21 protein-coding genes are annotated in these 24,778 nt (G+C 56.2%); 11 read left to right on the forward strand and 10 right to left on the reverse strand.

The genetic code is table 11. The features are described 5' to 3' along the window. Positions 1-70 precede the first annotated feature (70 nt). Entirely contained in the window at positions 71-730 is a 660-nt protein-coding gene (locus OHL19_RS04220) for a hypothetical protein (RefSeq protein WP_263356337.1), read from the forward strand. Between the two features lie 252 nt (positions 731-982). After that, positions 983-1,870: a hypothetical protein gene (locus tag OHL19_RS04225; RefSeq protein WP_263356338.1), complete on the forward strand. Its 888-nt coding sequence runs from the start codon at positions 983-985 to the stop codon at positions 1,868-1,870. 123 nt (positions 1,871-1,993) lie between these two features. Here the strand turns inward: OHL19_RS04225 and OHL19_RS04230 are convergent, their stop codons facing one another. After that, positions 1,994-4,177 (reverse strand): OPT family oligopeptide transporter, encoded by a 2,184-nt coding sequence (locus OHL19_RS04230; protein ID WP_263356803.1) that lies wholly within the window; start codon positions 4,175-4,177, stop codon positions 1,994-1,996. Between the two features lie 497 nt (positions 4,178-4,674). Here OHL19_RS04230 and OHL19_RS04235 point away from each other — a divergent pair, with 497 nt between their 5' ends. Continuing rightward, the gene (locus OHL19_RS04235; RefSeq protein ID WP_263356339.1) at positions 4,675-5,418 is read left to right on the forward strand and encodes a ComF family protein; all 744 of its coding nucleotides are present in this window, start codon (positions 4,675-4,677) and stop codon (positions 5,416-5,418) included. Positions 5,419-5,534: 116 nt separating this feature from the next. Beyond that, positions 5,535-6,131, forward strand: a complete 597-nt coding sequence (locus tag OHL19_RS04240; protein ID WP_263356340.1) for an HNH endonuclease — start codon at positions 5,535-5,537, stop codon at positions 6,129-6,131. A 44-nt stretch (positions 6,132-6,175) separates the two neighbouring features. Here OHL19_RS04240 and OHL19_RS04245 read toward each other — a convergent pair whose 3' ends face one another. From OHL19_RS04245 to OHL19_RS04255, 3 genes are all read right to left on the reverse strand, one after another. Then, on the reverse strand, positions 6,176-7,768 hold the full coding sequence (locus tag OHL19_RS04245) for a S53 family peptidase (RefSeq protein WP_263356341.1): 1,593 nt from the start codon (positions 7,766-7,768) through the stop codon (positions 6,176-6,178). Positions 7,769-8,055: 287 nt separating this feature from the next. Next, a complete protein-coding gene (gene pgi / locus OHL19_RS04250; protein ID WP_263356342.1) occupies positions 8,056-9,693 on the reverse strand; it encodes a glucose-6-phosphate isomerase in 1,638 nt (545 codons plus the stop codon). Between the two features lie 202 nt (positions 9,694-9,895). Next, positions 9,896-11,674 (reverse strand): M20/M25/M40 family metallo-hydrolase, encoded by a 1,779-nt coding sequence (locus OHL19_RS04255; protein ID WP_263356343.1) that lies wholly within the window; start codon positions 11,672-11,674, stop codon positions 9,896-9,898. Positions 11,675-11,804: 130 nt separating this feature from the next. Here OHL19_RS04255 and OHL19_RS04260 point away from each other — a divergent pair, with 130 nt between their 5' ends. The 5 genes from OHL19_RS04260 to OHL19_RS04280 all read left to right on the forward strand — a co-directional run bounded on the left by OHL19_RS04260 (position 11,805) and on the right by OHL19_RS04280 (position 16,507). Then, positions 11,805-12,974 (forward strand): MBOAT family O-acyltransferase, encoded by a 1,170-nt coding sequence (locus tag OHL19_RS04260; protein WP_263356344.1) that lies wholly within the window; start codon positions 11,805-11,807, stop codon positions 12,972-12,974. Next, entirely contained in the window at positions 12,974-13,150 is a 177-nt protein-coding gene (locus tag OHL19_RS04265; RefSeq protein ID WP_263356345.1) for a hypothetical protein, read from the forward strand. Before OHL19_RS04260 ends, OHL19_RS04265 begins: the two co-directional genes overlap by 1 nt. Before the next feature lie 17 nt (positions 13,151-13,167). After that, on the forward strand, positions 13,168-14,169 hold the full coding sequence (locus OHL19_RS04270; protein ID WP_263356346.1) for a hypothetical protein: 1,002 nt from the start codon (positions 13,168-13,170) through the stop codon (positions 14,167-14,169). 95 nt (positions 14,170-14,264) lie between these two features. Further along, on the forward strand, positions 14,265-15,209 hold the full coding sequence (gene folP / locus OHL19_RS04275) for a dihydropteroate synthase (protein WP_263356347.1): 945 nt from the start codon (positions 14,265-14,267) through the stop codon (positions 15,207-15,209). 242 nt (positions 15,210-15,451) lie between these two features. Beyond that, on the forward strand, positions 15,452-16,507 hold the full coding sequence (locus OHL19_RS04280; protein WP_263356348.1) for an acyltransferase family protein: 1,056 nt from the start codon (positions 15,452-15,454) through the stop codon (positions 16,505-16,507). Between the two features lie 137 nt (positions 16,508-16,644). On the opposite strand, the gene OHL19_RS04285 is transcribed toward OHL19_RS04280, so the two are convergent. The 4 genes from OHL19_RS04285 to OHL19_RS04300 form a co-directional block, all read right to left on the reverse strand. After that, positions 16,645-16,983, reverse strand: coding sequence for a hypothetical protein (locus OHL19_RS04285; RefSeq protein ID WP_263356349.1), 339 nt, complete (start codon positions 16,981-16,983; stop codon positions 16,645-16,647). A 272-nt stretch (positions 16,984-17,255) separates the two neighbouring features. Further along, the gene (locus OHL19_RS04290) at positions 17,256-17,765 is read right to left on the reverse strand and encodes a nuclear transport factor 2 family protein (RefSeq protein WP_263356350.1); all 510 of its coding nucleotides are present in this window, start codon (positions 17,763-17,765) and stop codon (positions 17,256-17,258) included. A 98-nt stretch (positions 17,766-17,863) separates the two neighbouring features. Next, complete coding sequence (locus tag OHL19_RS04295) at positions 17,864-18,151, reverse strand: putative quinol monooxygenase (RefSeq protein WP_263356351.1); 288 nt, start codon at positions 18,149-18,151, stop codon at positions 17,864-17,866. A gap of 27 nt (positions 18,152-18,178) precedes the next feature. Further along, positions 18,179-19,495 (reverse strand): adenylosuccinate synthase, encoded by a 1,317-nt coding sequence (locus tag OHL19_RS04300; protein WP_263356352.1) that lies wholly within the window; start codon positions 19,493-19,495, stop codon positions 18,179-18,181. A 564-nt stretch (positions 19,496-20,059) separates the two neighbouring features. Here OHL19_RS04300 and mutM point away from each other — a divergent pair. After that, complete coding sequence (gene mutM / locus OHL19_RS04305) at positions 20,060-20,950, forward strand: bifunctional DNA-formamidopyrimidine glycosylase/DNA-(apurinic or apyrimidinic site) lyase (protein ID WP_263356353.1); 891 nt, start codon at positions 20,060-20,062, stop codon at positions 20,948-20,950. Between the two features lie 1,061 nt (positions 20,951-22,011). Beyond that, positions 22,012-23,016 (forward strand): response regulator, encoded by a 1,005-nt coding sequence (locus OHL19_RS04310; protein ID WP_263356354.1) that lies wholly within the window; start codon positions 22,012-22,014, stop codon positions 23,014-23,016. Between the two features lie 78 nt (positions 23,017-23,094). Here the strand turns inward: OHL19_RS04310 and OHL19_RS04315 are convergent, their stop codons facing one another. Continuing rightward, entirely contained in the window at positions 23,095-23,433 is a 339-nt protein-coding gene (locus OHL19_RS04315) for a histidine triad nucleotide-binding protein (RefSeq protein ID WP_263356355.1), read from the reverse strand. A gap of 18 nt (positions 23,434-23,451) precedes the next feature. Next, positions 23,452-24,777 carry a M48 family metallopeptidase gene (locus OHL19_RS04320; RefSeq protein ID WP_263356356.1) on the reverse strand — a complete coding sequence of 442 codons (1,326 nt, stop codon included), beginning with the start codon at positions 24,775-24,777 and terminating at the stop codon, positions 23,452-23,454. Between the last annotated feature and the right edge of the window lies 1 nt (position 24,778).

A 24,778-nucleotide genomic window follows, 5' to 3' on the forward strand; every position in this document is an offset into this window, starting at 1 on the left:
GAAAAGCTGGGCGTCCAGAAGAAGAGACGGGCAATTTTGTCCTTGAGGTGAGTGGAGTTTGGGCGAGTGTATGCGCATGATTGGTGCGGCTGTAGTTGCGCTGGCGATTTGGTTTGGGACGGTTCCTGCGTTGGCCAGTGCTACTCCTGCTCGGAATGAGGCGCAGGCGCGGCAGCAATATTCGGAACGGCTGGGTGTTGCGCGGGATGCTTATTTCAAGGTGATCACGAACAACGATCGCGATGCGGATCGGCGGGCACATGCGGCGCTTGCCGAGTTTGAGAGAGAGTATCCAGGCGATCCTATTGGCAAGGCTTATCACGGCAGTTTGCAGTTGCTGGATGCGGCTCACGACTGGGCTATCTGGAATTTGCATAAGGAAGCCGCTGAGGGGCTCAGCAGGTTGGACGAGGCGGTTACACAGGCTCCTGACGAGCCTGAGGTGCGGTTCATTCGGGCGGCTACGAGCTGGCATCTGCCTAGCTTTTACCACCGAAAGGCGCAGTACGAATCGGACTTTGCTTTGCTTGCTCCGCATGCTGAAGAAGATGCTCGCGATGGCAGAATACCTCCTGCGCTGGCTGCTGCCGCGCTCAATTACTGGGGGCAGATCCTTGTCGGCCGCAAGGACAATGCGAGCGCGAGAGCTGCATTTGCGACAGCGATTCGAATTGCGCCGCAGAGCCCGGGCGCTGTGGATGCGGGGTTGAGGTTGCGCCAGCTTCGGTAACGGGATGAAAAATCTACCTACCTGACTGGAGATTTCTTCCGTTCCTCATATCGGGCTGGGCTGGACCAGGTTGGCTGCGTTTGCGGCCGGCTACGGGATTATCAATAAAATCAATAACTTACTGCTGGCTGTTAGCGGTTTAAAAGAGCGCTGCATTTGGCCACTTGATTGCAATGACGTTTGGGAAGAATATATATGGCACCGTGAGAGCGGTGGCTGGACCGAAAGGAAATTGCGATGAAGGATACTTCCATGTTTCTCATCAAAATTCTTGCTGTGATTCTCGTTGTCCTTTCCAGCATTCCACTTTTTGCGCAAGAGACAAATGTGCTGCTGGCGGCTGACACCCACGTGATGCCTGCGATGATTACCGATTCTGCGGATGCGGTTGATGTCGATGTGGCGAGTCCTAAAATCGCATTGAGCGCGGTGAGCGGCGAGCTTTTAAATAAGCTGGATACGAAGACGGCAAGGGTCGGCGACAGCGTCATTGTCAGGACGAGGGTTACGGTGACGACGGCTGATGGCACCACGATTCCCCAGGGGGCGCGGCTGGTTGGCCGGGTTACCGAGGTACAGGCGCATGGTGCGGGCAGTGTGGATTCACGCGTGGCGATTCAGTTCAACCGCGCGGAGCTGAAGAACGGACAAGGGCTGGCGATTCGCTCGGTGATTCAGTCTGTTGCTCCTCCGGCTACGCAGATTACGGGATCGTCCGTGCAGGCAGACGATGCTGGCGGCAATACTGTAGTTAGAGACAATCATGTTTCGGGCGGCGAACGGACGGGCAATCCCGCAGTGGGCAGCGAGGGCGGAAGCGTGGCCAACGCAGCTACCAGCAGCGCTTCGGGAGTGAGATCGATGGCGGACGGCGCGGTGAGCTCCAGCAACGACCGGTGGATGAAGGTGAATACCAACGGGTCTGTCCATCTGGATAGCGTGAAGACGGTAACGCCGGGCAGCAACGTGGTCGCACACGGTACGGCGATTCATGGTGTGTCGCTCTCGGCGGATGCGGCGGGATCGGCGGCGAGTTCGGACTCCGCTTCAGGAATGTTCTTTGCTACGAAACAGAACATTCGTCTTGATGGTGGAACGCAATTTGTACTGGGTGTTGCGACGGCTGCTTCGATCCAGTAATTGCCGGTAATCGCGAATTAATTGATGGGCGTGGAACGCGCGGCACGGTTATTCAAAATCCTGAGCAATGGCCCGTGAATCAAGGCCATCGTTCAGGATTTTTTGCTGCTCAGGATTTGCTGCTCAGGATTTCTTGAGGGGCTTTCTGGCGAAGTAGAACAGGGAGAAGGCCAGTGCGGCGAACATTACTACAGAAATCCAATCGTGGTAGAGGAATGTGCGCGGGAACTGGATCGGTACCTGGTTGCCGGTGATTGATTCGTAGGCTTTGATTGCCACGCCGATCAGCCCGATGATTCCGCCTGCGGCGATGAGGCCGGAGGCATACAGGGAACCGGGACTGACTTCGCTTTCTTCCGTGCTGTGTCCGGCTTTTTCAAGAGCGCGATCTACCAGGAAGCGAACGACTCCGCCGACGAAGATGGCCAGGGTGGTGCCAATCGAAAGATAGGCTCCGACTGCGAAGGAGAGCGATCGAATCCCGAGCAACTCTACGGCAATCACGAGGAAGACTCCCATCAATACGAGTCCCCAAGGCAGCTTTTGGGTGAGGATGCCGTTGATTACTGTGGCCATTAGACGGGCCTGCGGGGCGGCGGCGTTTTCGCTGCCGATGCCCTGAATCCATTGGACTTCAATGCGGCCTGTCGCGGGGGAGTAGAGATACTTGCCATCGGCTAACTCGGGCGAGCCGAGAGCATTGAGGACTACGTATTCGCTGGGATTGTGGGTGGTCGTGATTTTGTTTGCGTCCACTACGGAGATCTTTTCGGGTAGCTTGGCACCCTGCTGCACGTTTACGCCGGAGTGGGGAATGTTGATGTTCCAGACCTGCTGGGCGGAACGGAATTCCTGAAAGGCGGTGTTCATGGCGGAGAGCGTAAAGCCGATCACTACTGTTGAAACGCAGACACCGATCATCAGGGCTATCTGCTGTAGTCGAGGTGTTGCTCCGATCAGGTAGCCGGTCTTGAGATCCTGGCTGGTGTCGCCGGAGTTTGAGGCGGCGATGCAGACTGCGCCGCCGATGGTGATGGCCAGTGCGCCGTAGGCGGGAGCTGTCCAACCCTTTACCAGGAAGATGGCTGAAGTCGCCATCAGGGTGGCAATCGTCATGCCGGAAACCGGGCTGGCCGAACTGCCGATCAGGCCGACGATTCGCGAGCTTACGGTTACAAAGAGGAAGCCGAAGACGACGATCAGCAGCGAAGCAGCCAGGTTGGCCCATGCTCCGACGAAGGTGCCCGGGACCGGTTTGAATTGCAGGAAGAGAAACATGATGACGATCAGGGCGATTGAGCCTCCGATGACTACGCTCATGGGCAGGTCGTCTTCGGTGCGAATGGCCTTGGTTTTGGCGGTTCCTGATTTGCGCATCTTGCCGAAGGCGCTGGTGAGTGCGCCGGTAATGGTCGGAATGGTTTTGATCAGGGTGATCAGTCCGGCGGCGGCTACCGCGCCTGCGCCCATGGGACGGATGTAGGTTGACCAAAGCTCGCTGGGGCTCATGAGGGCGATGGGCTTGGTGCCGGGATAGATGGCGTGATCCAGACCGGTGCCAAAGAAGTGAATCAGGGGCATCAGAACCAGCCACGAGAAGACGCCGCCGGCGAAGATGATGCCGGAGACTTTGGGTCCGATGATGTAGCCAACGCCTAGATATTCCGGGGTGGCGTCGGCGCGAATGGCTGCACCTTTGAGAATATGCTGCGGGCCCAGGTCCGGCTGGTAATCGGGGGTGCCAGGCCATGCGCCGAAGAGATTTTCATTTTGAAAGAGGGTGTAAACGCCGCCGAGGCCGAGGCCGAGAAAGACTCGGCTGGCGAACGATCCGCCGCGATCCCCGGCCAGCAGAACATCGGCGCAGGCGGTGCCTTCGGGGTAGGTGAGCGTTCCGTGCTCCTCGACGATGAGTTGGCGGCGGAGGGGAATCATGAAGAGCACTCCCAGCCATCCGCCAACCAGGGCGAGGAGGAAGATGCGTGAGTACTCCAGATCAAAGCCCAGAAAAATCAGCGCGGGCAGGGTAAAGATCACGCCCGAAGCGATCGACTGACCTGCGTTGCCGGTGGTCTGGACGATGTTGTTTTCGAGGATGGACGACTTGCCGAAGACGCGCAGGATGCTGATTGAGAGCACCGAGATCGGAATCGAGGCAGCGACCGTAAGTCCAGCGCGAAGGCCAACATAGACTGTGACGGCCCCAAAGATGATTCCAAAAAAGCAGCCCAGAAGGATGGCGCGCAACGTAAATTCGGGGCGGCGTTCGTTGGGAGAAACATACGGCTGAAAATCGGGCACAGGCAGGGCCTCCGAGGGCGGGTTATTGCGAATATACGAGATCAGGCGGCGAAAAGAGAATTCGCGGGTTTCTGTGCTGGCCGGAATGTGTGCCTGCGATGGGAAATTACGGGGAGGAAGACTGTGAGCGAGAAGATGTAGCTTTCTGCATACGCGTCTGCGTATACTGTTGCACAAAGGCAGCGCGGACCGGCTTGCCTCGATTGAGGTGCGACTTCAGTAGCGACCCTCGTTCTCCAGATGTTGTTTTATCGCGGAATATCTCCGTTAACGGAGTCTCGCTTTGGCGCGCAGCGGTTCCTGTGCTCCAATCGCAGATGTTCAAAGTCCCGATCCGTTCCATGAAACTCATCGGCGATGTAGTGAATACTGTTTTCCTCCCTGCCGCATGTTCTCTCTGTTGCACCCCTCTGCACCGACTCTCTGACGCACCAATCTGCGACGCATGCTGGGCTGAAATTCCGGGCCAGCGGGAAAATTGCTGTCTTCGTTGTGGCGAAGATTTGTTTACTCCTGCTTATGCTGCGAATGCTGAATTGAATCAGTGCCGCGCCTGCCGCATGGCTCCTCCTGCGTTTGTGCGCGCCGTGAGCTATGGGGTTTACGAGGGCACAATGCGTTCGGCGATTCATGCCTTCAAATATGACCGCATTGCGCCTGCTGCACGTGGGCTTGGCAAGCGGCTGGCCGTGGCGATTGCACGGATGGCGCCTGAAGGTTTTGGGGCGAATGATGATTCTCGGACGAATGTAACGCCGGGCAACTTGCTGGTTGTTCCGGTGCCGCTGCATGGCGAGCGGATGTCGCATCGTGGTTTTAACCAGGCACGTGCGCTGGCCGTGGAGGCTTTGCGGATTTTAAGGCGGACTCATCCAGAATGGAGATTGGAGATGTCATCCAGTTCCCTTGTGCGACAACGATCCACGGAAAGTCAGGCTGGGTTAACTCCCCGCCAGCGCCGCCTGAATTTGCGCGGCGCTTTTTTTGTCCCTGACTTCGAGACGGTTCGCGGCCGTCACGTTTTGCTGGTGGATGACATTTTTACTACCGGGGCAACTGCGCGAGCATGCAGCAAGACGCTGATCGAGGCGGGAGCAGCTTCGGTTCGCGTAGCAACGCTGGCCCGGGCTCAGCGGCGTGTTCCGCTACGCGCGGCGGATGATCAGAAGTATGTCAACGTGCCGGGAAAAGGCAGATTTTTTGCTGCGGCTGGTTCGGCGCAGGGCGGGGAAGTAACCGTCAATTAACACCACACGAGTAGAACGACAGCAAGTGCAGTACAAACTACGAAAGACAGGAAGAGCAAGACAGGCAACCAGATAGACAACTTTTACGAGGGGAAGCGATGTCGCTTGGAAAAGCTATGATCCATGCACGGAAGCAAAAGTCACTCGCAAAAGCGGCGGCCCATGTCGGGGAGCAAAGCTGGACGCAATCGAGCCAGGTTCTACAAATGCCCGTACTGGTCCTGAACGCCTCTTATGAGCCTATCAACATCTGCGGCGCACGTCGGGCGCTGGTGCTGGTACTCAAGGGCGTCGCCAAAACCGAGGAAGAGCATGGCTTGACCCTGCATGCTCAGCGCAGCCGTATGGCCATGCCGTCGGTCATTCGTCTTCTGGAATATCGCCGCATTCCTCACCAGACACGTGCTCTCTCGCGAAAGAATATCCTGCTGCGGGATCGCAATACCTGCCAGTATTGCAGCGTGGTTTTGCCTTCGGGAGAACTCACGCTGGATCATGTGCTGCCTCGTTCGCGCGGGGGGAATTCGACATGGGAAAACCTGGTCGCCTGCTGCCACGGGTGCAATCGCCGCAAGGGTAATCGGCTGCTTCATGAATTGGACGATATGAAGTTGCTGCGCGAGCCGCGTCCGTTCAGCCTGCATACCAGCCGCCAGATCATGCGCATGTTGGGTCGAGGGGATGATCGTTGGCGTAAATACCTTTTTTATTAGGGAGAAGCCGGCCAGATCGAAGGCACGAATCTGGCCGCTATTTGTCAGGAAGCGGTTGTTGTTGCCGGGGGCGCGGTCAGCAGCGTCGCCAGAGTCGATCCTATCGGCGAACCTAGTCCGGTACATGGATCCCATCCCGGTCCGGCAGAATACGAACCGTTACTGCCCTCGGTGATGTCGTTGAATCCGTTGTCCGGCGCCTGCAGCGCGTAGAGGCTGGGATTGAGATATCCGAGGCGGGTATTGAGTTTCTGATTCAACAATGCAATCAACCCTGCCCACAGTGGAGCGACTGCGCTGGTGCCACCGACAACGCCCTGCTGGCCATCTACCAGGATGTTGTAGCCGGTGTCGGGATCGGCGTCACCGGCTACATCCGGAACGCCGCGTCCGGTTTGTCCAGCAGTGGCGGATTGGTAGCTTGGCAATGCAAAGACGGTGCTGTATCCGCCGCCGGTAGCGCCGCCGCCAGAGCCATCGTTCCAGACCGTTTCGCTGGTGATCGAGCTGTTAGATGACTCCAATGTCGTGCCGCCGCAGGCGAGAACATGTGGGCTGGAGGCAGGAAAATCGACGTGGTTTCCGCCGTCGGTATCGCCATCGCTTGAGCCGTTATCGCCTGCCGCTACGGTAATTGTCACGCCGAGCGCGGCGGCTTCCTGCGCGACCTGATCCATTGCCTGCATGGACTGCGATGTCCAGCTATCTTCGGGGCCACCCCAGCTTATGGCGATGACGGAAGGATTGTTGGCGGTGTCATGGACTGCGGTGCTTATCGCGTCCTGAAAGCCCTGCGAGGTATTCGGCGCGAAGTACACGACGATATTGGCTCCGGGTGCGACGGCTCCGGCGACTTCGATGTCCAGCAGAACTTCTGCATCTGCGCTGTTGGCGTTGGTCGGGCTGTTGGTGCCCTGATCGACTGAGACGACGGTCACTTTAGGCGCAGTGAGGTTCAGCGACTTGAAGAAGTTGGTGATGTCGGCGGGTTTGAATCCACCGCCCAGCTCGATGATGCCGATTGTCTCGCCTGTCCCGGTTACGCCCTCGGGAAAGTTGTAGAGTTGCGCGACCTGTACAGGCGAATACGAAGTGCTGGCAGGGGCGGCATCGGATACTCCTGTCAATTTTTCTGCCAATTCTCCTTTAAATCCACGACGGCGGATGTGCGGCTTGGCCTGGGGACGATTGTCCAGACCGAAGACGCCTTGCACTATGTCCGCGAGTTCGGCGGGGAGATGGATGGATCCGGTGCGCCCGCGAAACTTGCCTTTGGGATGTTCATAATCGTTTAGCGTGACGCCGAAGGCCTTCTCCATATTGGCGGTGGTTCCCATCAGCGTGATCGTGCGGCGGCGAATCTCGTCCTCGTTATTGCTGGTGACGACCTGAAGCTGGTTCTGCTGGGCAAACTCGTGGATCCGCTGCACCTGCTCCGGCTCGGCACCATAGGCGGAGGCGAAGTCGCCGTGGCTCATGATGCGGCCCTGCAGGTCGCTGAGACGAAGCTGCCGGCGCTGCTTGAGCACGACAGAGACCTGGATCAACTGGTTGGGATCGGTTGGGCCAACCAGCGTGGCGCCATCTGATAAAGATTTTTCGCTTCCAGGAAGTGCAATCCGATTTGATTCTGCCATCTCTGTGGGCTCCTTCGGGTTAAGACTCGCTCGACAGCTACTCTAGCGGAATTCCTCTGGGACAACCGTGTGTATGTGAACAATTAATTTCCACAAGCGGCGCGAAGGATTTTGGCGCTGCTTTGCGCTCTATATATGTAGGATGCGAATTTCTCTCAGGTCGTAAGATCTAAGGCTGTATGCGGAGAAGTTTTACCCCTGGCCTTCTCCTGGCCAACGAATTCTTCGAGCCGGGCGCCCTGGGTACAGACAGGATGGGGCGCCCGCATTTTTAACATCGGCTCGAACTACTTCCGCTTGTGTTCGCGATATCGCTTGATCAGCGCATTGGTTGAGCTGTCATGCTTCAGCACGGGCTCTTCGGCGCTTTCAAGTTCAGGGATGATGCGCTGGGCCAGTACCTTGCCCAGCTCGACGCCCCATTGATCAAACGAGTCAATCTGCCAGATTGTGCCCTGCACAAAAACGCTGTGCTCATAGAGCGCAACGAGCTTGCCCAGGGTTGCGGGTGTCATCTTCTCCGCCAGAATTACAGAGGATGGACGGTTACCTTCGAAGGTGCGATGCGGCACAAGCCAATCCGCTGTACCCTCGGCGTGGACCTGTTCCGCAGTCTTGCCAAAGGCCAGTGCTTCAGCCTGGGCGAAGACGTTGGACATCAGGAAATTGTGATGGTGTCCAAGTGGATTGAGGGATTTGTAGAAGCCGATGAAATCGCAGGGAATCAGCTTGGTTCCCTGGTGAATCAGTTGATAGAAAGAGTGCTGCCCATTGGTTCCGGGCTCGCCCCAGATGATGGGGCCGGTCTGGTAATCGGTGGTGCGCCCATCGAGGGTGACATGCTTGCCGTTGCTTTCCATGTTCAGTTGTTGCAGGTAGGCAGGAAAGCGCTTGAGGTACTGGTCATACGGCAGCACGGCAACTGTTTGCGCATCGAAAAAGTTGTTGTACCAGACGGTCAGCAGGCCCATCAGCACAGGCAGATTTTTCTCGAATGGAGTCGTGCGGAAGTGCTCGTCCATCTCGTGGAAGCCTGCGAGCAGCTCGCGGAAACCATCTGGCCCGACGGCTACCATGGTTGAAAGGCCGATCGCTGAATCCATCGAGTAGCGACCGCCGACCCAGTCCCAGAAGCCGAACATGTTCGCTGTATCTATGCCGAATTTCGATACCTCGGCGGCGTTTGTCGATACCGCAACGAAGTGCTTCGCGACTGCGGCGTGCTCTTTTAACTTAGCCAGTGCCCATACGCGCGCGGAGTGCGCATTGGTCATGGTTTCCAGCGTGGTAAATGTCTTTGAAGAGATGATGAACAGCGTCTCTTCGGCGTCGAGGTCATGTACTGCTTCTGCAAAATCGGTGCCGTCCACATTGGAAACAAAGCGGAAGTTCAGCTCGCGAATGCTGTAGTGACGGAGCGCTTCGTACGCCATTACCGGGCCGAGGTCGGAACCGCCGATGCCGATGTTGACGATATTGCGAATCGGCTTGCCTGTATAGCCGGTCCACGAGCCGCTGCGAATGCTGTCTGCGAACTTTGCCATCTTGTCGAGCACTTCATGTACGGGAGGTACAACATCGGCACCATCCACGAGGATGGAAGCGCTCCGGGGTGCGCGCAGGGCGGTATGCAGCACGGCGCGATTTTCGGTGATGTTGATCTTGTCGCCGCGGAACATCGCTTCGATCTTGGCGCTTAGGCCGGACTCTTCAGCAAGCTGGAAAAACAGCTTGAGCGTTTCATCTGTGATGCGGTGCTTTGAGTAATCGAGAAAAATGCCGACGGCTTCGGAGTTGAGGCGCTCGCCGCGTGTTGGGTCCTCCGCGAAAAGCTGGCGAAGAGGGGTGTTGCTGATCGTTGCAAAGTGCGCTTCCAGTGCTTTCCATGCCGCTAACTGTTTCAACGGAGTAATGCTCGTGGTCATTTTTTTCTCCTGCAAATGTTTGTCGAGTGATCTATCGGGCAGTTCATAAAGGATTGCTTGATGAACAAGGTTTTTGTCTCTCTCACCGCAGGATTATACTCCCCACCCGCGCCAGTGAAATGAAGCGAAACGCGTCCCGGGAGAGACAGCAATGCCCGCGTGTGTTTGGATTCACGCGGGCATTGAGGAGGTGCAACTGCTTTTATTTGGTTGCCGGAGCAGCCTCAGCGCCAGGGAAAATTCCCTCCAGCGGCTTGCGTAGTTCCTGCTCCTGCCCGGGGTTTGGAAGCGGTTTGCGGGGGAGCATCTTGTCGCGTTGCGCAGCGTTGTAGAGGAAGATTGCTTCGACGACTGCAATCTGCTTCAGGTCCGCAGGCTGCAGGCGCTCGACTGTGTCTTCGTTGGAGTGATGGGTGCGGGTCTCATAATCCATATCGTCCTGGATGAACTGGAAGCCCGGGATGCCGACTGCATCGAAGCTCAGGTGATCCGTGCCGCCGGTATTGCGATTGGTGACGGTGGATACTCCGAGATCTTTCAGCGGAGCGATCCACTGAGCGAAGATCGGTGCGATGGCGGTGTTGCCCTGGGTGTAGATTCCGCGAATCTTGCCGGTACCGTTATCGATGTTGAAGTAGCCGGAGATCAGCTTCTGTTCCGGCTTGACGGTGAGCGGCCCGGTGGTGCGGCGCATGTATTCCGGGAGCACAACCTGGTCTGGAGCCGTCGAAAGCTGCGCCGAACCGAAGTGCTGCGTGACATAGCCCTTCGATCCGAAGATGCCCTGTTCTTCGCCGGTCCAGAGTGCAATGCGGATGGTGCGGCGCGGCTTGATGTCCAGCGCTTTCAGGATGCGGACAGCCTCCATTGCAACGACGGTTCCGGCGCCATTGTCGGTTGCGCCTGTGCCTGCGATCCAGCTATCCAGATGGCCGCCAACCATCACTACCTGCTCCTTGAGCGAGGGGTCTGTGCCGGGAATCTCAGCAACGGTGTCGAAGCCATGTTCATGCTCCCCGGTTACACGGGTCTCGACGTCGATCTGCACGGTTACGGGGACGTGCGCCTGGGTGAGGCGGTAGAGGCGTCCGTAGCTCTCGATCGCTGCAACAGCTACGGGAATCTTTACTTCTTTACCGGCGATGTATGGTGTGCGGCCCAGTGTCGCACCGTTGTCGTCAAAGAAAGTGCCGCCGGAACCGCCTCCGTTCTTGGCATCGCGGCTGGGCTCGATGACGGCTGCAACCTTTTCATCGGCGAAGAATTGCGCAATCCTGTCGATGAGTTTGTTGCGCTCAATGTAAGCGGCAATACGCTTCTGTACATCGGGACTCACGCCGCCGCTGCCAGCGGTTACGGGGAAACTGGCAAGGTCTTCCAGCTCCTTGTCTGTGTAGCGCGTGAACAGGGCTTGATCTACAGGTGGAACCTCACGCATGGCGCCAAAGAGCACGATCTTGCCGGCCAGCTTACCCTTGTAGGTGTCAAAGTCCTTTTCACTCTGAAGGCTGACAAACGCTACATCGCCGGTTACCGGTCCGGGTGTCGATGGGGACCAGGGTGTTGCCTGCAGGATCAGCACGGCGGTATCGGGAGTTACCATGCGCGCCCAGGTGTTCAGTTGCTGCCAGCCTAGGCCAAACTCGCCCCAGTCTTCCAGGCGAGCGTTTTGCAGGCCGATCCTGGTCAGGGTGTCGCGAGTCCACTCATTGGCCTTTTTCAGGTTTGGCGAACCGGTCAGGCGAGGCCCGATCCCGTCCATCAGCGCGCTGGCAAACTCCATCACATGCGAGTGATTGAAGCCTTCGTCGCGAATCCGCTGGTAGGTGGCAATGTCGAGGGTCTCCGTCGCGGGCTGCACCTCGGTGTAGGGGTCTGTTGTGGTTGGAGCGGGAACTTTAGGTTTACTTTCGGCAAGCATCTGCAAGGCTAATCCTGCGATTATTGCGGCCGCAAGCAGGTTTTGTCGTTTTGCTAACATTAGAAGTTGCTCCATTTTTAAGTGTTTGTACGCGTTTGATGAATTGTAGGTCATGAGTCCGCTGCTGTACGGATAGAAACATGCGTCGTGATAGATTGAAACCATCCGGTGTCTCGGAGAACATCCCCCATTGATCTTTAATACCTTTAGCTACTATTTTCTTTTTCTGGTCCCTGCCGCGGTTCTTTTTCGGCTGGTTCCTCAGTGGTTGCGACCCTGGATTATCGTTCTTTTCGGCAGCGGATTCTTTCTCTACTTTGCGTACGACATGGCTGGATTCTGGGGCGCGGCTTGCCTGCTCATTTTTATATGGGAAGCGCTAGTCAGCCGTCTTTATCAGCCGTCTTCGCGGTGGTGTATTCTCGGCATCCTGCAGAGCGTGATCCTGCTTGGGATTTTTAAATACTGGAACTTTTTTACCGGCCTCTTCTTTATCCACTCGGCCAATCCTTTTCACTGGCAGGGAGCGTTTTTGCCCCTCGGCATATCCTTCTTTACTTTTGAGTTCTACCACTACGCATGGGATCGCCGTGCCGGGAAGACGGAAGCTGGAACGCTTGGTGAGTACCTGGCTTTCATTCTCTTTTTTCCCACGATGGTTGCTGGGCCGATCAAGCGCTACCAGGATTTTCTGCCCAAGCTGCGCCGTCAGCCGACGGAGTGGAATAACGACTGGGAGCGCGGTATTACGCGCATTCTCACGGGACTGGTGAAGAAGTTTGCTATCGCAGATCTGCTCACTGCGTGGACGGATCATCTGAATGCGCATGATGTGCTGCTTGCGGATCGCCGTGTTCTGGCTTTCTGGGCGCTGGCTTATGGCATCAAGATCTACGCTGATTTCTCTGGCTATTCAGACATCGCTATTGGTTCTGCGCGTCTCTTCGGTATCAAGGTTCCGGAGAATTTTGACTGGCCTTACGGACGCCGCAATATTCAACGCTTCTGGCAGTGCTGGCATATTTCTCTTACGCGCTGGCTGACCGATTACGTCTACATTCCTCTTGGTGGATCACGCGTCTCAACGCCGCGCATCTATGCGAATGTGATTGCGGTCATGCTGGTCAGCGGCCTGTGGCATGGGGCGGGGCTCAACTTTATCGTCTGGGGATTGTGGCATGGGGTACTGCTGGCGGGGCATAGGTTCTGGCGCCAGTTCAAGCCGGAACCAAGTACGCATCCCATGGTGGTATTTTCCAGCCGTGTGGCTACGTTCATTCTCGTCAATGCAGCATGGCCGCTCTTCTGCATGAATTTGCCAACTGCTATTCTCTTTTACAGGAGGCTCCTGGTCGGCTGATGCTAGATCCCTTACGCGCTGGAATCGAATATCTTTGCGGCGAGCGCGATGACGCTCCTCCGCTGCTTGCGGGCCGATTTGCCTGGATACCCCGCTATGCTGTGTGGGTGGTAGCCATCCTGTTGATCTACGCCTTTTCAGGCCAATCTTCCAAGTTCATCTATATCGACTTTTAGTCATGACTCCAGATGCCATGAATTCATCCGCTCGATCCACCAGGCATGCCTTAGTGCCACTGCTTGTGGTGGGCGTGGGACTGTTGATTGTCGTGAATCTGCTTATCTCGGTCTGGACTCATAGCCTGCCCTACTATCAGAAGCTTGAAAAGATACGCAACTCGCACGATCCCAACCTGCTCTTTGTAGGGAACTCTCTACTCGATGGGCGCGTGGATGAGAAGGCCATCGCCAGCGTTGCGCACGATCACGGCGTCTCCTATGTTGTCCTTAACTCTGCGCTGGGTGCGTCTGAGCCACCTGAGCAACGGTTGCTTTTTCAATATGCAGTTGCAAAACATTCGGGCATTCGGACCCTGGTGGTTGGCGTATTTGATTTTCAACTCACGAAACCTGATCATGCATCGGTTAGTGACTTGACCGGGAACCGCATGATCGGCATCGATCGCCGTTTCTCCGCTTCACAGGTCGCCGCAGTCTATAACTTTGGGATGCCTGAGCGTGCCGAGCTTGCAATTCTCAGAGCTTTGCCTATGGCGGCGAATCGCGCCAATACATGGAAGTATGTTGAGCTGCTGCGTCGCTCCATGTCTTCTCTTGGGATGCCGAGTGCTGCGACAAACAGTATGGGCCGCGTGGCAGATTTTGCTGCGCTTGAGGCGCGCTCGCCACAGGCTTTCGATGCGAAAGCGCAGGAGTTTCTCAACCATCCTGACCACTTCAATAGCAGCTACGAATCTGTGTTTACCCAGGCGCGCAAGGCGGGTATGAACGTTGTTATTGTGATCATGCCGATGACGCCTTCCCATGAAGAAGCCTTTTATTCACGGCCAAGCTGGAGCCAATATATGCAGTCGCTCACAGCTCTGGCGAACCAGCGTGATATCCGCGTCATCGATGCCAGCGAGTGGTTTTGCACGCAGCGTTATTTCGTCGATCATCTTCATATGACCAGCGAGGCTGCTCACGAGTTCTCTGTACGCCTGGGCAATGAGCTTTCTCAAGCGGGCAGCAAGTAGTCGTCTGGTTCTGTATTCCTATCTCTTCGCGGGAACAAGCTCATCGCTGCTATTTGTGCTTATAGGATGATCTTGTAGCGAGAGAGTTGCCATCAATGGAACCAACCGGATCAACGGAATCAACGCGGCCATTGCATCGAGTGTTGACGACGTGGCGCACGCGTACGCGGATGCTTGAACTGGGGCGCCGCACGCTGATCATGGGCGTTGTGAATATTACGCCGGACTCCTTTTCCGATGGTGGTCTGTATCTAGATGTGGAACGCGCGATAGAGCATGCGCTTCAGCTTCTGGATGAAGGCGCGGATATTCTCGATCTTGGTGCCGAGAGTACGCGGCCTGGTTCTCGCGCCGGGAAAGATCCGGCGGTGAGTGCAGAGGATGAGCTGGCGCGGCTTCTGCCGGTGCTTGAGGCAATTCTCAAGGCGCGTCCCGATACGGTGATCTCGGTCGATACATACAAGTCCGTGACGGCCCGTGCGGCGGTGGCTGCGGGCGCGGAAATTGTGAATGACGTGAGTGGTTTTCTGTGGGACCCGGAGATGACTGCGGCCTGTGCGGAACTCGGTTGTGGCGTCGTACTGATGCATACGCGTGGCACGCCCGAGGAATGGCGCACGCAGGCTCGTCTGGAAGGCGCCGCAGTGCTGCCGCTGGTGCAAAACGGTCTTGCGGCCACGCTGGAGTCGGCGCAGGCAGCAGGCATCGCTGCGGAGGCAATTGTGCTGGATCCTGGATATGGGTTTGGCAAACGTCTGGGCGAGAACTATGCGCTGCTTGCGCGGCAGGCGGAGTTGCTGGTTTTGGGACGGCCTCTGCTCGTCGGACTCTCCCGCAAGTCGTTCCTTGGACATCCCATGGCGTCCCTATACGGTGCTCCGGGGCAGATACCGGCCGGGTCGCGTGAGACAGCCAGTGTAGCTGCGCTTACGGCGGGTATTCTCCTGGGGGCTTCGATCGTTCGTGTGCATCTGGTGCGTCCGGCTGTTGAAGCTGCGCGGGTGGCGGATGCGATCTATGCAGCCTGGCGGCCTATTTAACCTGAAATTCTTCGAACTTAAGTTGCAGCGACCGGGCCCGCAAGGGGCAAGGGATTGCAGTTGTGTCTCGGGTATACTCACAAAAAAGCTCGCGGTACCCACAGGTATCCATAGGCATTGCTATTGGAGTCGTCGCTACGCCGAGGTTTTGTTCTGGTTGTGTTCGCGAGACACTGAAACAAAAACGAGGGCTCGTACATTCACCGTAGAGCTGTCAAAAGTTATCCAGAGTTGGGGCAATCATGCATAGCAAACGGAACTTTGGGCTCGATCTGCTTCGAACCCTGGCGATTACCTCTGTCTTTCTTGCCCATGGAGTGAGTGCGCTTGATAGCCTCAGCGTCGGAGTCGATCTCTTTTTTGTCTTATCAGGGTTTCTGATTGGCCGGATCTACTTTCGTCAGCAGCGCAGCGGTGATTTCAAGTTATGGGGTTTCTGGGTGGCACGGTGGTGGAGAACGTTGCCTCCTTACATAGCAGCTCTTGGGCTCTTTGTACTGGCTGAGCGGTGGATTCCGGGGAATCCTGTCGAGTGGTATTACCTGTTTTTTCTGCAGACAATCCTGGGATTGAAGGGCTTCGGTCCATCCTGGAGCCTTTGTGTTGAAGAGCACTTCTATCTGGCGCTGCCGCTTCTGGCTCTGGCAGCACAGGCAATTTTCGGTACCAAGGTCTTCAAATGGATTCTTCCGCTGGCCTTCTTTGCGCCTTTAATCCTGCGGGCTGTGTGCATTGCTTATGTGGGCGGAGTGGCTCATATGCCGGATCAGTGGTATCGATTGACACCGTTTCATTGCGATGGCTTGATCGCCGGTGTTTATCTGGCGTATCTGTTTGTCGAGCAGCCGGAGTGGTTTGAAAAAGCGCGCGTCCCGTCCTGGGTATGCGCTCCTCTTGTGCTGGTGGCAATGATCGCATCCCGCTTCTTTGCAGGAAGCATGTTGTTTGAAACGCTGAATGCAACGTTGGAAGCTATTGGTTTTGCGGCATGGCTGCGCCTGGCCTACGACCTTGCGTGGGAACCAGTTTCGTTTGCCGGTCGCACGATGGAGAAGATTATTCGGGGGCTGGCTCTCGCGTCTTACAGCATCTACCTGATTCATGTGCTGGTCATGAGCGATCTGCGCGTTTTAGTGGCTTCCTGGCCGCGTGGAGCTGCCAAGTCGGCATTCATCCTGGGTTTCACGCTGGTTGTTTGCATCGTATTTTACTTTCTGTTTGAGAAGCCAAGCATTGTGACTCGCGACCGTTTTCTGGCGCGACGAAAGCAGGCTCAGGAAGTTGTTACGCCTTCCTGATGCGTACGCCAGGCATGCTGAGCTGGCGGGATGCGATGGATGTGTAGACAGGAAAAGATAGTACAAGCTGAAACAGGAACGCCTGCCAATGCATTGGCAGGCGTTCCTGTTTCAGCTTCACAACTGTTAAATTTTAGTTAAGCCTCGGCTTCTTCCAGGGTGTCGCGGTCCATATCGAACTGCCGTGTTGATGACCACTTTTCGAGATAGACGATGCCCATCAGCAATCCGACGAGGAAGACTGAAACGGAACTGTACTCCATGATCGTAAGCCGAGTATCTTCCTGTGCGGTCTGGTAGATGATTATTCCGTGGACATTGCGAGGAGTCATGCGCAATTCGTTTGGCGCTGGGGATTTAGGCAACGTCTCAAGATAGTCTGTCGAAACCATTGCACTGAATATCAGGCCACCAAGCCCGGGAAGCAGAAAAAGAAGTGCGAAGAATTTTAGGACTGCCAGATTGGCGCGTTTCATATTCGACTCCATGACTTTTCATATTGAACTTGAACCCGTCTTGAGGGTCTGTTCGAGATGAGACAGTCTTTAGTGGGGAATGACGGAGATCCGTTTCACCCTCGCCTGGATGAACTGCTTATGACTAGGTAACGCCCTCTTTTAAGCGCTGTCAACGCATTAAAAAGTAATCGCATTTTAAGAATCAGTAACTATTTAAAGGTTCAAAACTTAGCTAATAATTCGTTTTAGCACCGTCAAAATTTACTTGCGGTTGGACTTATATCGAGCCGTTATTTTCGCTCGCTGTCCTGAATGCGGCTGGCTTCAAAACTCACGATCTTCCACTGACTCTGAGGGTTTCTCACGTAGACGCGCGTGTAACGGTATTTACCGGAGATCCCTTTTTCATCCCTGGTTCCGGTCAACTCAACCTGCGATGTCACTACGGCAGTCAATCCGTAGACGCGAACTTTGCGATCTGAAATTGTGAGGTCTGTCAGTTGAATTGTGCCGGTGCGCAAGCTGGTTACAGCCTGCTCTTTGGTCTGGATTGCACCGTTCGCTGTGATGCCGGTGTAGTCGTCCGCGAGCAGTCCTTCGAGGGCTGTGCTGTTGCGTTTGATCATGGCGGTACGCCAAGCTTCTTCTAAAACTTCAATCTCGTGACGGTATTCGTGACGCTGGGCGCGTGGAAGCGGATGCTGCGCGGGGCCTGCAAAGAGGGGAACTGCGACAACCCCCAACATCAGCAGCAGGAACCCTGCTGCCAGGACGATTCGGAAAGGAGACTTGGCAACCATATTCGTAACGAATCGTAGACTTGGACGCGACTCCAGGTCAAAAGGAATCCGTGGGGGCCGAACCTGCAAGAGCAAAGATTCGGCCCGAAGCCTTATGACTAGAAAATTGCCGTTAGGTTTTCTACTGCCCGTTCGCGCATTCGCTGGTAAAGTCCGCCTACGGCCAGCTTCTGAAAATGCGCAGACGCCCGGTGCGCTGCCAGTGATTCCTGATCCTTGTACTGCTCGTAGATCACTACCGTGTCAGGGTCGTCCTCCACCTGGTGGGGTATGTAGCTGACGCAGCCTGGTTCCTGGCGCGAGGCCTCGGCCAACTGGCGCAGCGTCTCGGCCATGTCTGCGCGCTCCTCGGCTGCAAATTTCAGGCGAACTATAAAGCTGACCATAAATTTTTCCTCTTTCGATGAATTCAGCTACGCGCTTAGAGCTGCCAGGGTATCCGCAAATTCAGGCAGAACCATCGTTTGTTCGCGATCGGGACCGGTGGAGACCATTCCGATTTTGGCTCCGCTTTCCCGTTCCTGAAAGCGCAGGTATTCCTGTGCGGCTTTTGGTAACTCGCCGAATTCGCGAATGCCTTCCGTGGATTGCTGCCAGCCCTTCAGGGTTGTATATCGGGGCACGATCGACTCTAACCCTTGCACATCCGCAGGTATCAGGTCGGTGAATTTGCCGTCAATCTCGTAGCCGATGCATACAGGAATCTCTGCGAGCTCATCCAGTACGTCCATTTTGGTCACAACCAGCCACTCTGTACCGTTGACCTGGTTGGAGTAGCGCAGCAGTGGGATATCCAGCCATCCGCAGCGCCTGGGGCGACCAGTTACGGCGCCGTATTCGTTGCCGCGAGCGCGCAGGGTGTCCGCAGAGCTGTCGTGAATCTCTGTTGGGAACGGACCCTCGCCTACGCGAGTTACGTACGCCTTGGTCACGCCAATCACGGTGCCGATGGCTGTGGGGCCTACGCCGGTTCCGGTTGCGGCGCCGCCTGCGGTAGCTGACGACGAGGTCACAAATGGGTATGTTCCGTGGTCGATGTCCAACATCGTGCCTTGCGCGCCCTCAAACATGACGCTGCCACCCTCGGCAATCACCTTGTTCAGCAGGTTGCCGGTATCGGTCACAAAGGGACGAACCTGCTCGGCTGCCGCGGCGTATTCGTCGAACATCTTCGCGGGGTCGATGGGTTCGCTACCAAAGAGAGCGTGGACGATGGCGTTCTTTTCCGCGCAGGCGTTCTCGATGTGTGTTTGCAAAATCTTTGGATTCAGCAGATCGACGACGCGCAGACCGCTGCGGGCCATCTTGTCTTCGTAGGCTGGGCCAATTCCGCGGCTGGTCGTTCCGATCTTCTGCCGTCCCGGCGCGCTCTCTGCGGCCAGCTCGATCATGCGGTGGTAGGGCAAAATCACCTGTGCACGATTCGACACGTACAACTGGTTGTCCACATCGACACCGAGATCGCGGAGCTTGGAGACTTCTTTCAGAAACGCAATCGGGTCCAGCACTACGCCGTTGCCGATTACGCCTTTGCATCCTGGGCGCAATACGCCGCAGGGAATCAACTGCAGCACGAACTTTTGGCCGTGAATTATCACGGTGTGCCCGGCATTATGCCCGCCAGCGTACCGCGCAACGGCAGCAAACTGCCCGCTCAGTACATCCACAATCTTGCCTTTGCCTTCGTCGCCCCATTGGGCGCCGAGCACTACTGCTGTCTTCGCTCGCATGAAATCCATTTCCTGGGGTTGCCCATTTTTCAGCCGTTCGCCCTCGGTTGACGAAGGTAAACACGGCTTTCCGGGCCAGACCATCCTGCCGGGCCTCGTACTGAGACCCTTTTCGTCAGGTCTTTTTCTTGGAATAGCGGCATCCCAAATCCGGGAGTACCCCCTTGAATGATATACCGGAGTCGCCCGATCGATATCAAAAGGTTTACCGGTTCCTGGTGGTGGGTGGGTTTGGGGTGATTGTCTTTTGGGGTGGGGGAGGCAGATTTTCTTTGGGTGTGATGGTTGGAAGGACAACGGCAAAAGGCTAACAGCTAACAGCAGATTCCCTTCGGGAATGACAGACAGAAAGGCAAGGGCAACGACAACAGCAACTACAAAGGCAAGGGCAACGACAACAGCAACTACAAAGGCAAGGGCAACGACAACAGCAACTACAAAGGCAAGGGCTAAGGGCAAGAACAATGTTCTGAACGTTCTGAATTTCGATACTGCATGCAAACTGACTTACTGCCGCATTTTCGGATGCGTCGAATTTTGGTGGATTCCATCTACACTTGAGAGATGCCTGAGCTGCCAGAAGTCGAAACGATCGCTCGCGGAGTGCACGAGCGCCTCAAGGGAGATCGCATCGTCGATGTCTGGTTTGGCTCGTATCCTCAGCCGTTTAAAACGCCGCCTGCACAGCAGGCAGCCGGGCTTGAGGGCCGGGTGATCCTGGCTGTTCATCGCACGGGTAAGCATATTGTTTGTGAGCTGGGAGATGCTGGCGACCGTCCAGGCTCGGCTTCATCCGATCCAACTGCCCAACAGTCAATGACACAACGGCTAATGACACAACGGCCAAAAGCTCAGTGGATTGTTCATCTTGGGATGACCGGACGGCTGCTGGTGACTACTCCGGATGGGCCGGTGGCGCCGCATACACATGCTCGCCTTACGCTGGCCAGTGGCCGGGAGATGCGTTTTGTGGACCCCAGGCGTTTTGGCCGCCTTGAATTTCGCGATCTGGGCCGTTCGGAGGCTTTTACAGGGCCAGGTTCTGAGCCTCTCACGATTACTCCTGAGGAATTTGCCGATCTTTTTCGGGGCCGCAAGCTGGCTATCAAGGCTGCGCTGCTTAACCAGACGCTGCTCCACGGAGTCGGCAACATATACGCCGACGAAAGCCTGTTTCGCGCGGGAATCCGCCCCAAACGCATGGCAGGCCGCCTCACCCGCGCTGAACTTTTTCGCCTCCACACGGCTTTGCTGGAAGTGCTGCACCATGCCATCTCACTGGGCGGCTCATCGGTTTCGGATTACGTGGATGCGGATGGTGTGCGCGGCTTTTTTCAGTTGGAGCACCGCGTCTATATGCGTACTGGTCAGCCTTGCCTGGTCTGCTCGACGCCTATCCGGCGGATTCTGCTTGCGGGCCGAGGGACGCATTTTTGTCCTGTCTGCCAAAGCTGATCTGGCCTGAATAAACTTCCATCTTCCATATTGTGTAGTTTGCTGAATCTGGAATCTCTTGTTTTTAGAATATTTCGATCCTGGCCCTGTCTGTAAGTTGAACAAAACAATCAATCGTGAGTTTGGCGCATCGATTGCTATATTCAAAGTGCCAGTGATGTGTAGCGACTGTGATTCACTCCAGTTTGCTGCAACTCAATGGGTTCCGGTAAGAGACGGGCGCCAACTAAGAGCGCTGTCCAGCCGGAGCCACATTACCAGAACCGGGGAGTGATCCTAGAATCACCCAACAAGGTTCTAAACTCTGGGAGGCCAGTGCCCAGGAATTAAATTCAGTGATTTAGTTGCGAGAGACAGAGCGCCACACCGCCAAGCGGGTGGCGTTTTTGCCTGTAGGGGCGAAACTGCGTCCCGATTCGGGTTCTGAATAGCCTAAGGCGGTTATCAAGCAGTTATTAATCGGAATCCACCTCTTGCGCTCCCGGGGCGGTAGCTGCAATACTCGGGCGCAGTTGGTGTTTGCTGAGAAGGAAAAGAACAGTTCGATTTGTTTGTCGTCTTGCCAGCACCCCAGCTTCCCTGTACTATCGGAATTGCCTGTAGAGCAGCTAATAAGCGCCTCCTCAGCCGGGTTGATCGGGCCGAGTAGAGCTGCAAGGTTGCGATACAGTCCTAGTACGCTGTTTACCGCGTTGGCTAACATCCACGCGCACTCTACAGCGGAAACCGGTTTTCCGGGAGAACTCAGCAGACAGTGAGTTTCGTGAGGTCCCAGTCGAGTGAAAGCTCCGCATGACCCGCGTCAGGAAGACCAGGCAAGCTTCGAGCGAAAGTCCGGAGCGTCGGAAGCAACAACAAGGCATCCGGCAAGCGAGTCTTCTATTTGTTTTGAACATACCTGCATCGGACGGTGCTGAAATTCGATCCATCTGCGAACTATCATTCAGCAGAAACCCGGTCACTTCAGCACAGGACGTATTGACAGGGTACGCAGCGCCCAGACAGGCCAAGGCTGCAAGCAACCCTTTGGATTCTTTGATACAGCACCAGGAAGTGCAAGCATGACGACAGAACCGACGCAGCCCTCCTCCGAGGCAGGGCCAGCCCAGGCGAGTGCGCCTGGGCAGTCGCAGGGGCATCGGCGCCGCCGACGCCGCCGCAAAACCAAAGCAAATCTCGCAGCTCACCAGAATCAGCCTGGCGTGAACTCCTCCGGACCGAGTCAGCCCGGTCTATTTGAGGGTGCTCAGCCGGTGGCGGCAAATCCTGCTCCTCTACAGCAGGCCCCACGGCCTTCCGCGCCGCAGCAGGGAAGCTCAAATCATGGCCAGGGTCAGGGCCAGAATCAGGGGCAAGGCCAGGGCGGTGGCGGGCGCAAGAAGAAAAAGCCCAGGCCTCAGCCGGCTTTCCAGGCTTCGCCGGGCAACAGCCTCAACGGGGCGAATGGCAATGGCGGCAATGGTGGCGGTCAGGGCAAAAAACGCGGCAAGCAAAAAGGTCCGCGCCAGTTTGTCGGCCCAATGGATCACAGCTATCGCGTGGCCAATGGGAATATCGCAGATGGTCCGCCTTCGACTATTCCTTTTCAGGGCAACGGCCACGGCGCTTATTACAATGACGCTCCGTCGCGTGGCATTACACCAACCATTGCTGCCGATGCTACGACACGCATTTTCTTCTTCATAGAGGATTTGTTTTTCCTGGCGAAGATCCAGGAAGCCAGCCGCAAGCTGGGCGTGAAAGTGGAGTTCGTCAAAGGCGACAAGGAAGTACTGGCGCGCATCACGGACGGACCGGAAAACGAGCGCCCTGCGCTGCTCGTCTTCGATCTGAACAATGCAGCGGCCAAGCCGTTGACGATTATTCCCAAGCTGAAAGCAAAGCTCAAGAAGTCGGTCTCTATCATCGGCTTCCTCTCTCATCTGCAGGGCGACCTGAAGATGAAGGCATCGGAAGCGGGTTGCGACACGGTTATGCCGCGTTCCGCTTTCTCGCAGAGCCTGCCTAACCTTCTCCGCCGTTACGGTATGGAAGAGGAAGAGGATAACTATCCGCAGCCGATGTAAATCGAGCTGCAAAAAAGCAAGAGGCGCTTCCGCTGGGAGCGCCTCTTGCTTTGTATTGAAAGCGAATCTGGCCAGAATTTAGCCCGGAGGCCAAGCCATGCTGCGTCCACCGAGTAGATGAACGTGCAGATGATCGACTGTCTGGCCGCCGTCTTCGCCGGTGTTGATGACGGTGCGATAGCCGCGTGTCAGGCCCTTTTCTCGCGCGATTTCAGCCGCGACCCAATGAAGATGGCCTACCAGGGCGGGATCTTCCCCGGTTATTTCGAGGAGCGAGGCGATGTGCTTTCGAGGGACGACCAGCACATGCACTGGCGCCTGCGGAGCAATGTCCGCAAAGGCGTAACACTGCTCGTCCGAGTAGACCTTTGTTGAGGGAATGCTTCCGTCGATGATCTTGCAAAATAGGCAGTTCATAGCCTCACCAGTGTATCCCTACGGTTTGGAAAAGAACGTCGGCGTTTGCCCGGCAGCCCAGGGATCATAGTGCGCCGCAAACGTAGACCGGCTCTGAATGGATGGATGATCCGAGATCCAGAATTCAACAAATTTGTTTGGATCTGGATCGTCGAGATATACCTCACCCAGTTGCTGGAACGCGGCAACTGCCGTTCGCTGCGGATCGGCTACGATGCCGTGAATCGCCTCCTGGCCGTAGACATCGGCCTCATGCTCGATGTGCCGGCTGGCGAAGCTGGTGATAGGCTCCGTCGCTACCTGCAAGGCCATTACTACCAGAAGCAGGACTGTGAGGCCGGGCAGGCTGCCAATGGAATCGACATGCCAGCGTACTCCAAACCGGCGCACCAGCCAGGCGCTGAGGCTGGCGGTAAGCCAGAAAAACATGAACATCCCAACGGTTGCCAGCGCTAGTCCTTTGGGAATGTGGTTGAGTACGTAGTGTCCGCTCTCATGCGCAAAGGTGAAGAGAATTTCGTCCTCGGGCATTCGGTCGGCTGTCGTATCCCAGATGACAATTCGCTTGGAAGCACCAATGCCCGTTACGTATGCATTGAGTCCATTGCTCTTTTCGCTGGCTTTCATCAGAAACATTCGTTCAGGCGGAATGCTGGTGCCGGTGCGAGCGACGACGCGCTCCAGATCGCGAACCAGTGCGGGATGTGACTGCGCCAGCGGTTCGTATGTATCGAAAAGCGGTTCGACCAGAGCGGGTAGCAAAAATGTTCCCAATAGCATGATGGGGACAGCGGCCGCCCAAAACCACAGCCAGTAGCGGCGTTGGGACCAATCCCAGCGCATCAGGCCCAACGCCAGCATGAGCAGGGGAGTTTCGAGAACCACTGCCAGCCCCAGGGCTTTCGCCATATCCAGCAGCCACGCGCCCCAGCCTTCCACGCTGATGCCGTAGTGGAGCGAAACCGCGTGTCCAGCGACGGCGAAGGGAATCTCGCCCACGATAAACACTGCAATTACCAGCAATGCTGAGTAGATTCCGCCCTGTAACCACCAGAGCCGCGACCTGCGCGCAACCCAATCGGCCAGTTTTGCGGCGGTTCCGCTGGCCAGTAGCAACCATAGGACTGCCAGCCCCCAGAGTTCGAAGCCGAAATGCAGGAAAAGCCGCTCCCGCCCGAGCACTATGGCCTTGGCCAGCTTGTCTGGAGGCAAATGGTAGGTCGTATAGGCTTCGCCGGTTCCTGGGCTCTGCGCAATCAGGGACGAAGCAAGCGCGATTCCTATTCCTGCAATGAAAAAACTTCTTCTAAAACTCTGTAGCCACTTGCTGCCGCATATTCTCACG

This window comes from Acidicapsa ligni (genome assembly GCF_025685655.1).
GTDB classification, from domain to species: Bacteria; Acidobacteriota; Terriglobia; order Terriglobales; family Acidobacteriaceae; genus Acidicapsa; species Acidicapsa ligni.

Excerpts from the sequence above, each read along its gene's own strand:
- OHL19_RS04220 (WP_263356337.1), top strand. The coding sequence starts at position 71 with ATGCGCATGATTGGTGCGGCTGTAGTTGCGCTGGCGATTTGGTTTGGG.
- OHL19_RS04225 (WP_263356338.1), top strand. The coding sequence starts at position 983 with ATGTTTCTCATCAAAATTCTTGCTGTGATTCTCGTTGTCCTTTCCAGC.
- OHL19_RS04240 (WP_263356340.1), top strand. The coding sequence starts at position 5,535 with ATGATCCATGCACGGAAGCAAAAGTCACTCGCAAAAGCGGCGGCCCAT.
- OHL19_RS04245 (WP_263356341.1), bottom strand. The coding sequence starts at position 7,768 with ATGGCAGAATCAAATCGGATTGCACTTCCTGGAAGCGAAAAATCTTTA.
- pgi (WP_263356342.1), bottom strand. The coding sequence starts at position 9,693 with ATGACCACGAGCATTACTCCGTTGAAACAGTTAGCGGCATGGAAAGCA.
- OHL19_RS04255 (WP_263356343.1), bottom strand. The coding sequence starts at position 11,674 with ATGTTAGCAAAACGACAAAACCTGCTTGCGGCCGCAATAATCGCAGGA.
- OHL19_RS04265 (WP_263356345.1), top strand. The coding sequence starts at position 12,974 with ATGCTAGATCCCTTACGCGCTGGAATCGAATATCTTTGCGGCGAGCGC.
- OHL19_RS04270 (WP_263356346.1), top strand. The coding sequence starts at position 13,168 with ATGAATTCATCCGCTCGATCCACCAGGCATGCCTTAGTGCCACTGCTT.
- folP (WP_263356347.1), top strand. The coding sequence starts at position 14,265 with ATGGAACCAACCGGATCAACGGAATCAACGCGGCCATTGCATCGAGTG.
- OHL19_RS04280 (WP_263356348.1), top strand. The coding sequence starts at position 15,452 with ATGCATAGCAAACGGAACTTTGGGCTCGATCTGCTTCGAACCCTGGCG.
- OHL19_RS04285 (WP_263356349.1), bottom strand. The coding sequence starts at position 16,983 with ATGAAACGCGCCAATCTGGCAGTCCTAAAATTCTTCGCACTTCTTTTT.
- OHL19_RS04290 (WP_263356350.1), bottom strand. The coding sequence starts at position 17,765 with ATGGTTGCCAAGTCTCCTTTCCGAATCGTCCTGGCAGCAGGGTTCCTG.
- OHL19_RS04295 (WP_263356351.1), bottom strand. The coding sequence starts at position 18,151 with ATGGTCAGCTTTATAGTTCGCCTGAAATTTGCAGCCGAGGAGCGCGCA.
- OHL19_RS04300 (WP_263356352.1), bottom strand. The coding sequence starts at position 19,495 with ATGCGAGCGAAGACAGCAGTAGTGCTCGGCGCCCAATGGGGCGACGAA.
- mutM (WP_263356353.1), top strand. The coding sequence starts at position 20,060 with ATGCCTGAGCTGCCAGAAGTCGAAACGATCGCTCGCGGAGTGCACGAG.
- OHL19_RS04310 (WP_263356354.1), top strand. The coding sequence starts at position 22,012 with ATGACGACAGAACCGACGCAGCCCTCCTCCGAGGCAGGGCCAGCCCAG.
- OHL19_RS04315 (WP_263356355.1), bottom strand. The coding sequence starts at position 23,433 with ATGAACTGCCTATTTTGCAAGATCATCGACGGAAGCATTCCCTCAACA.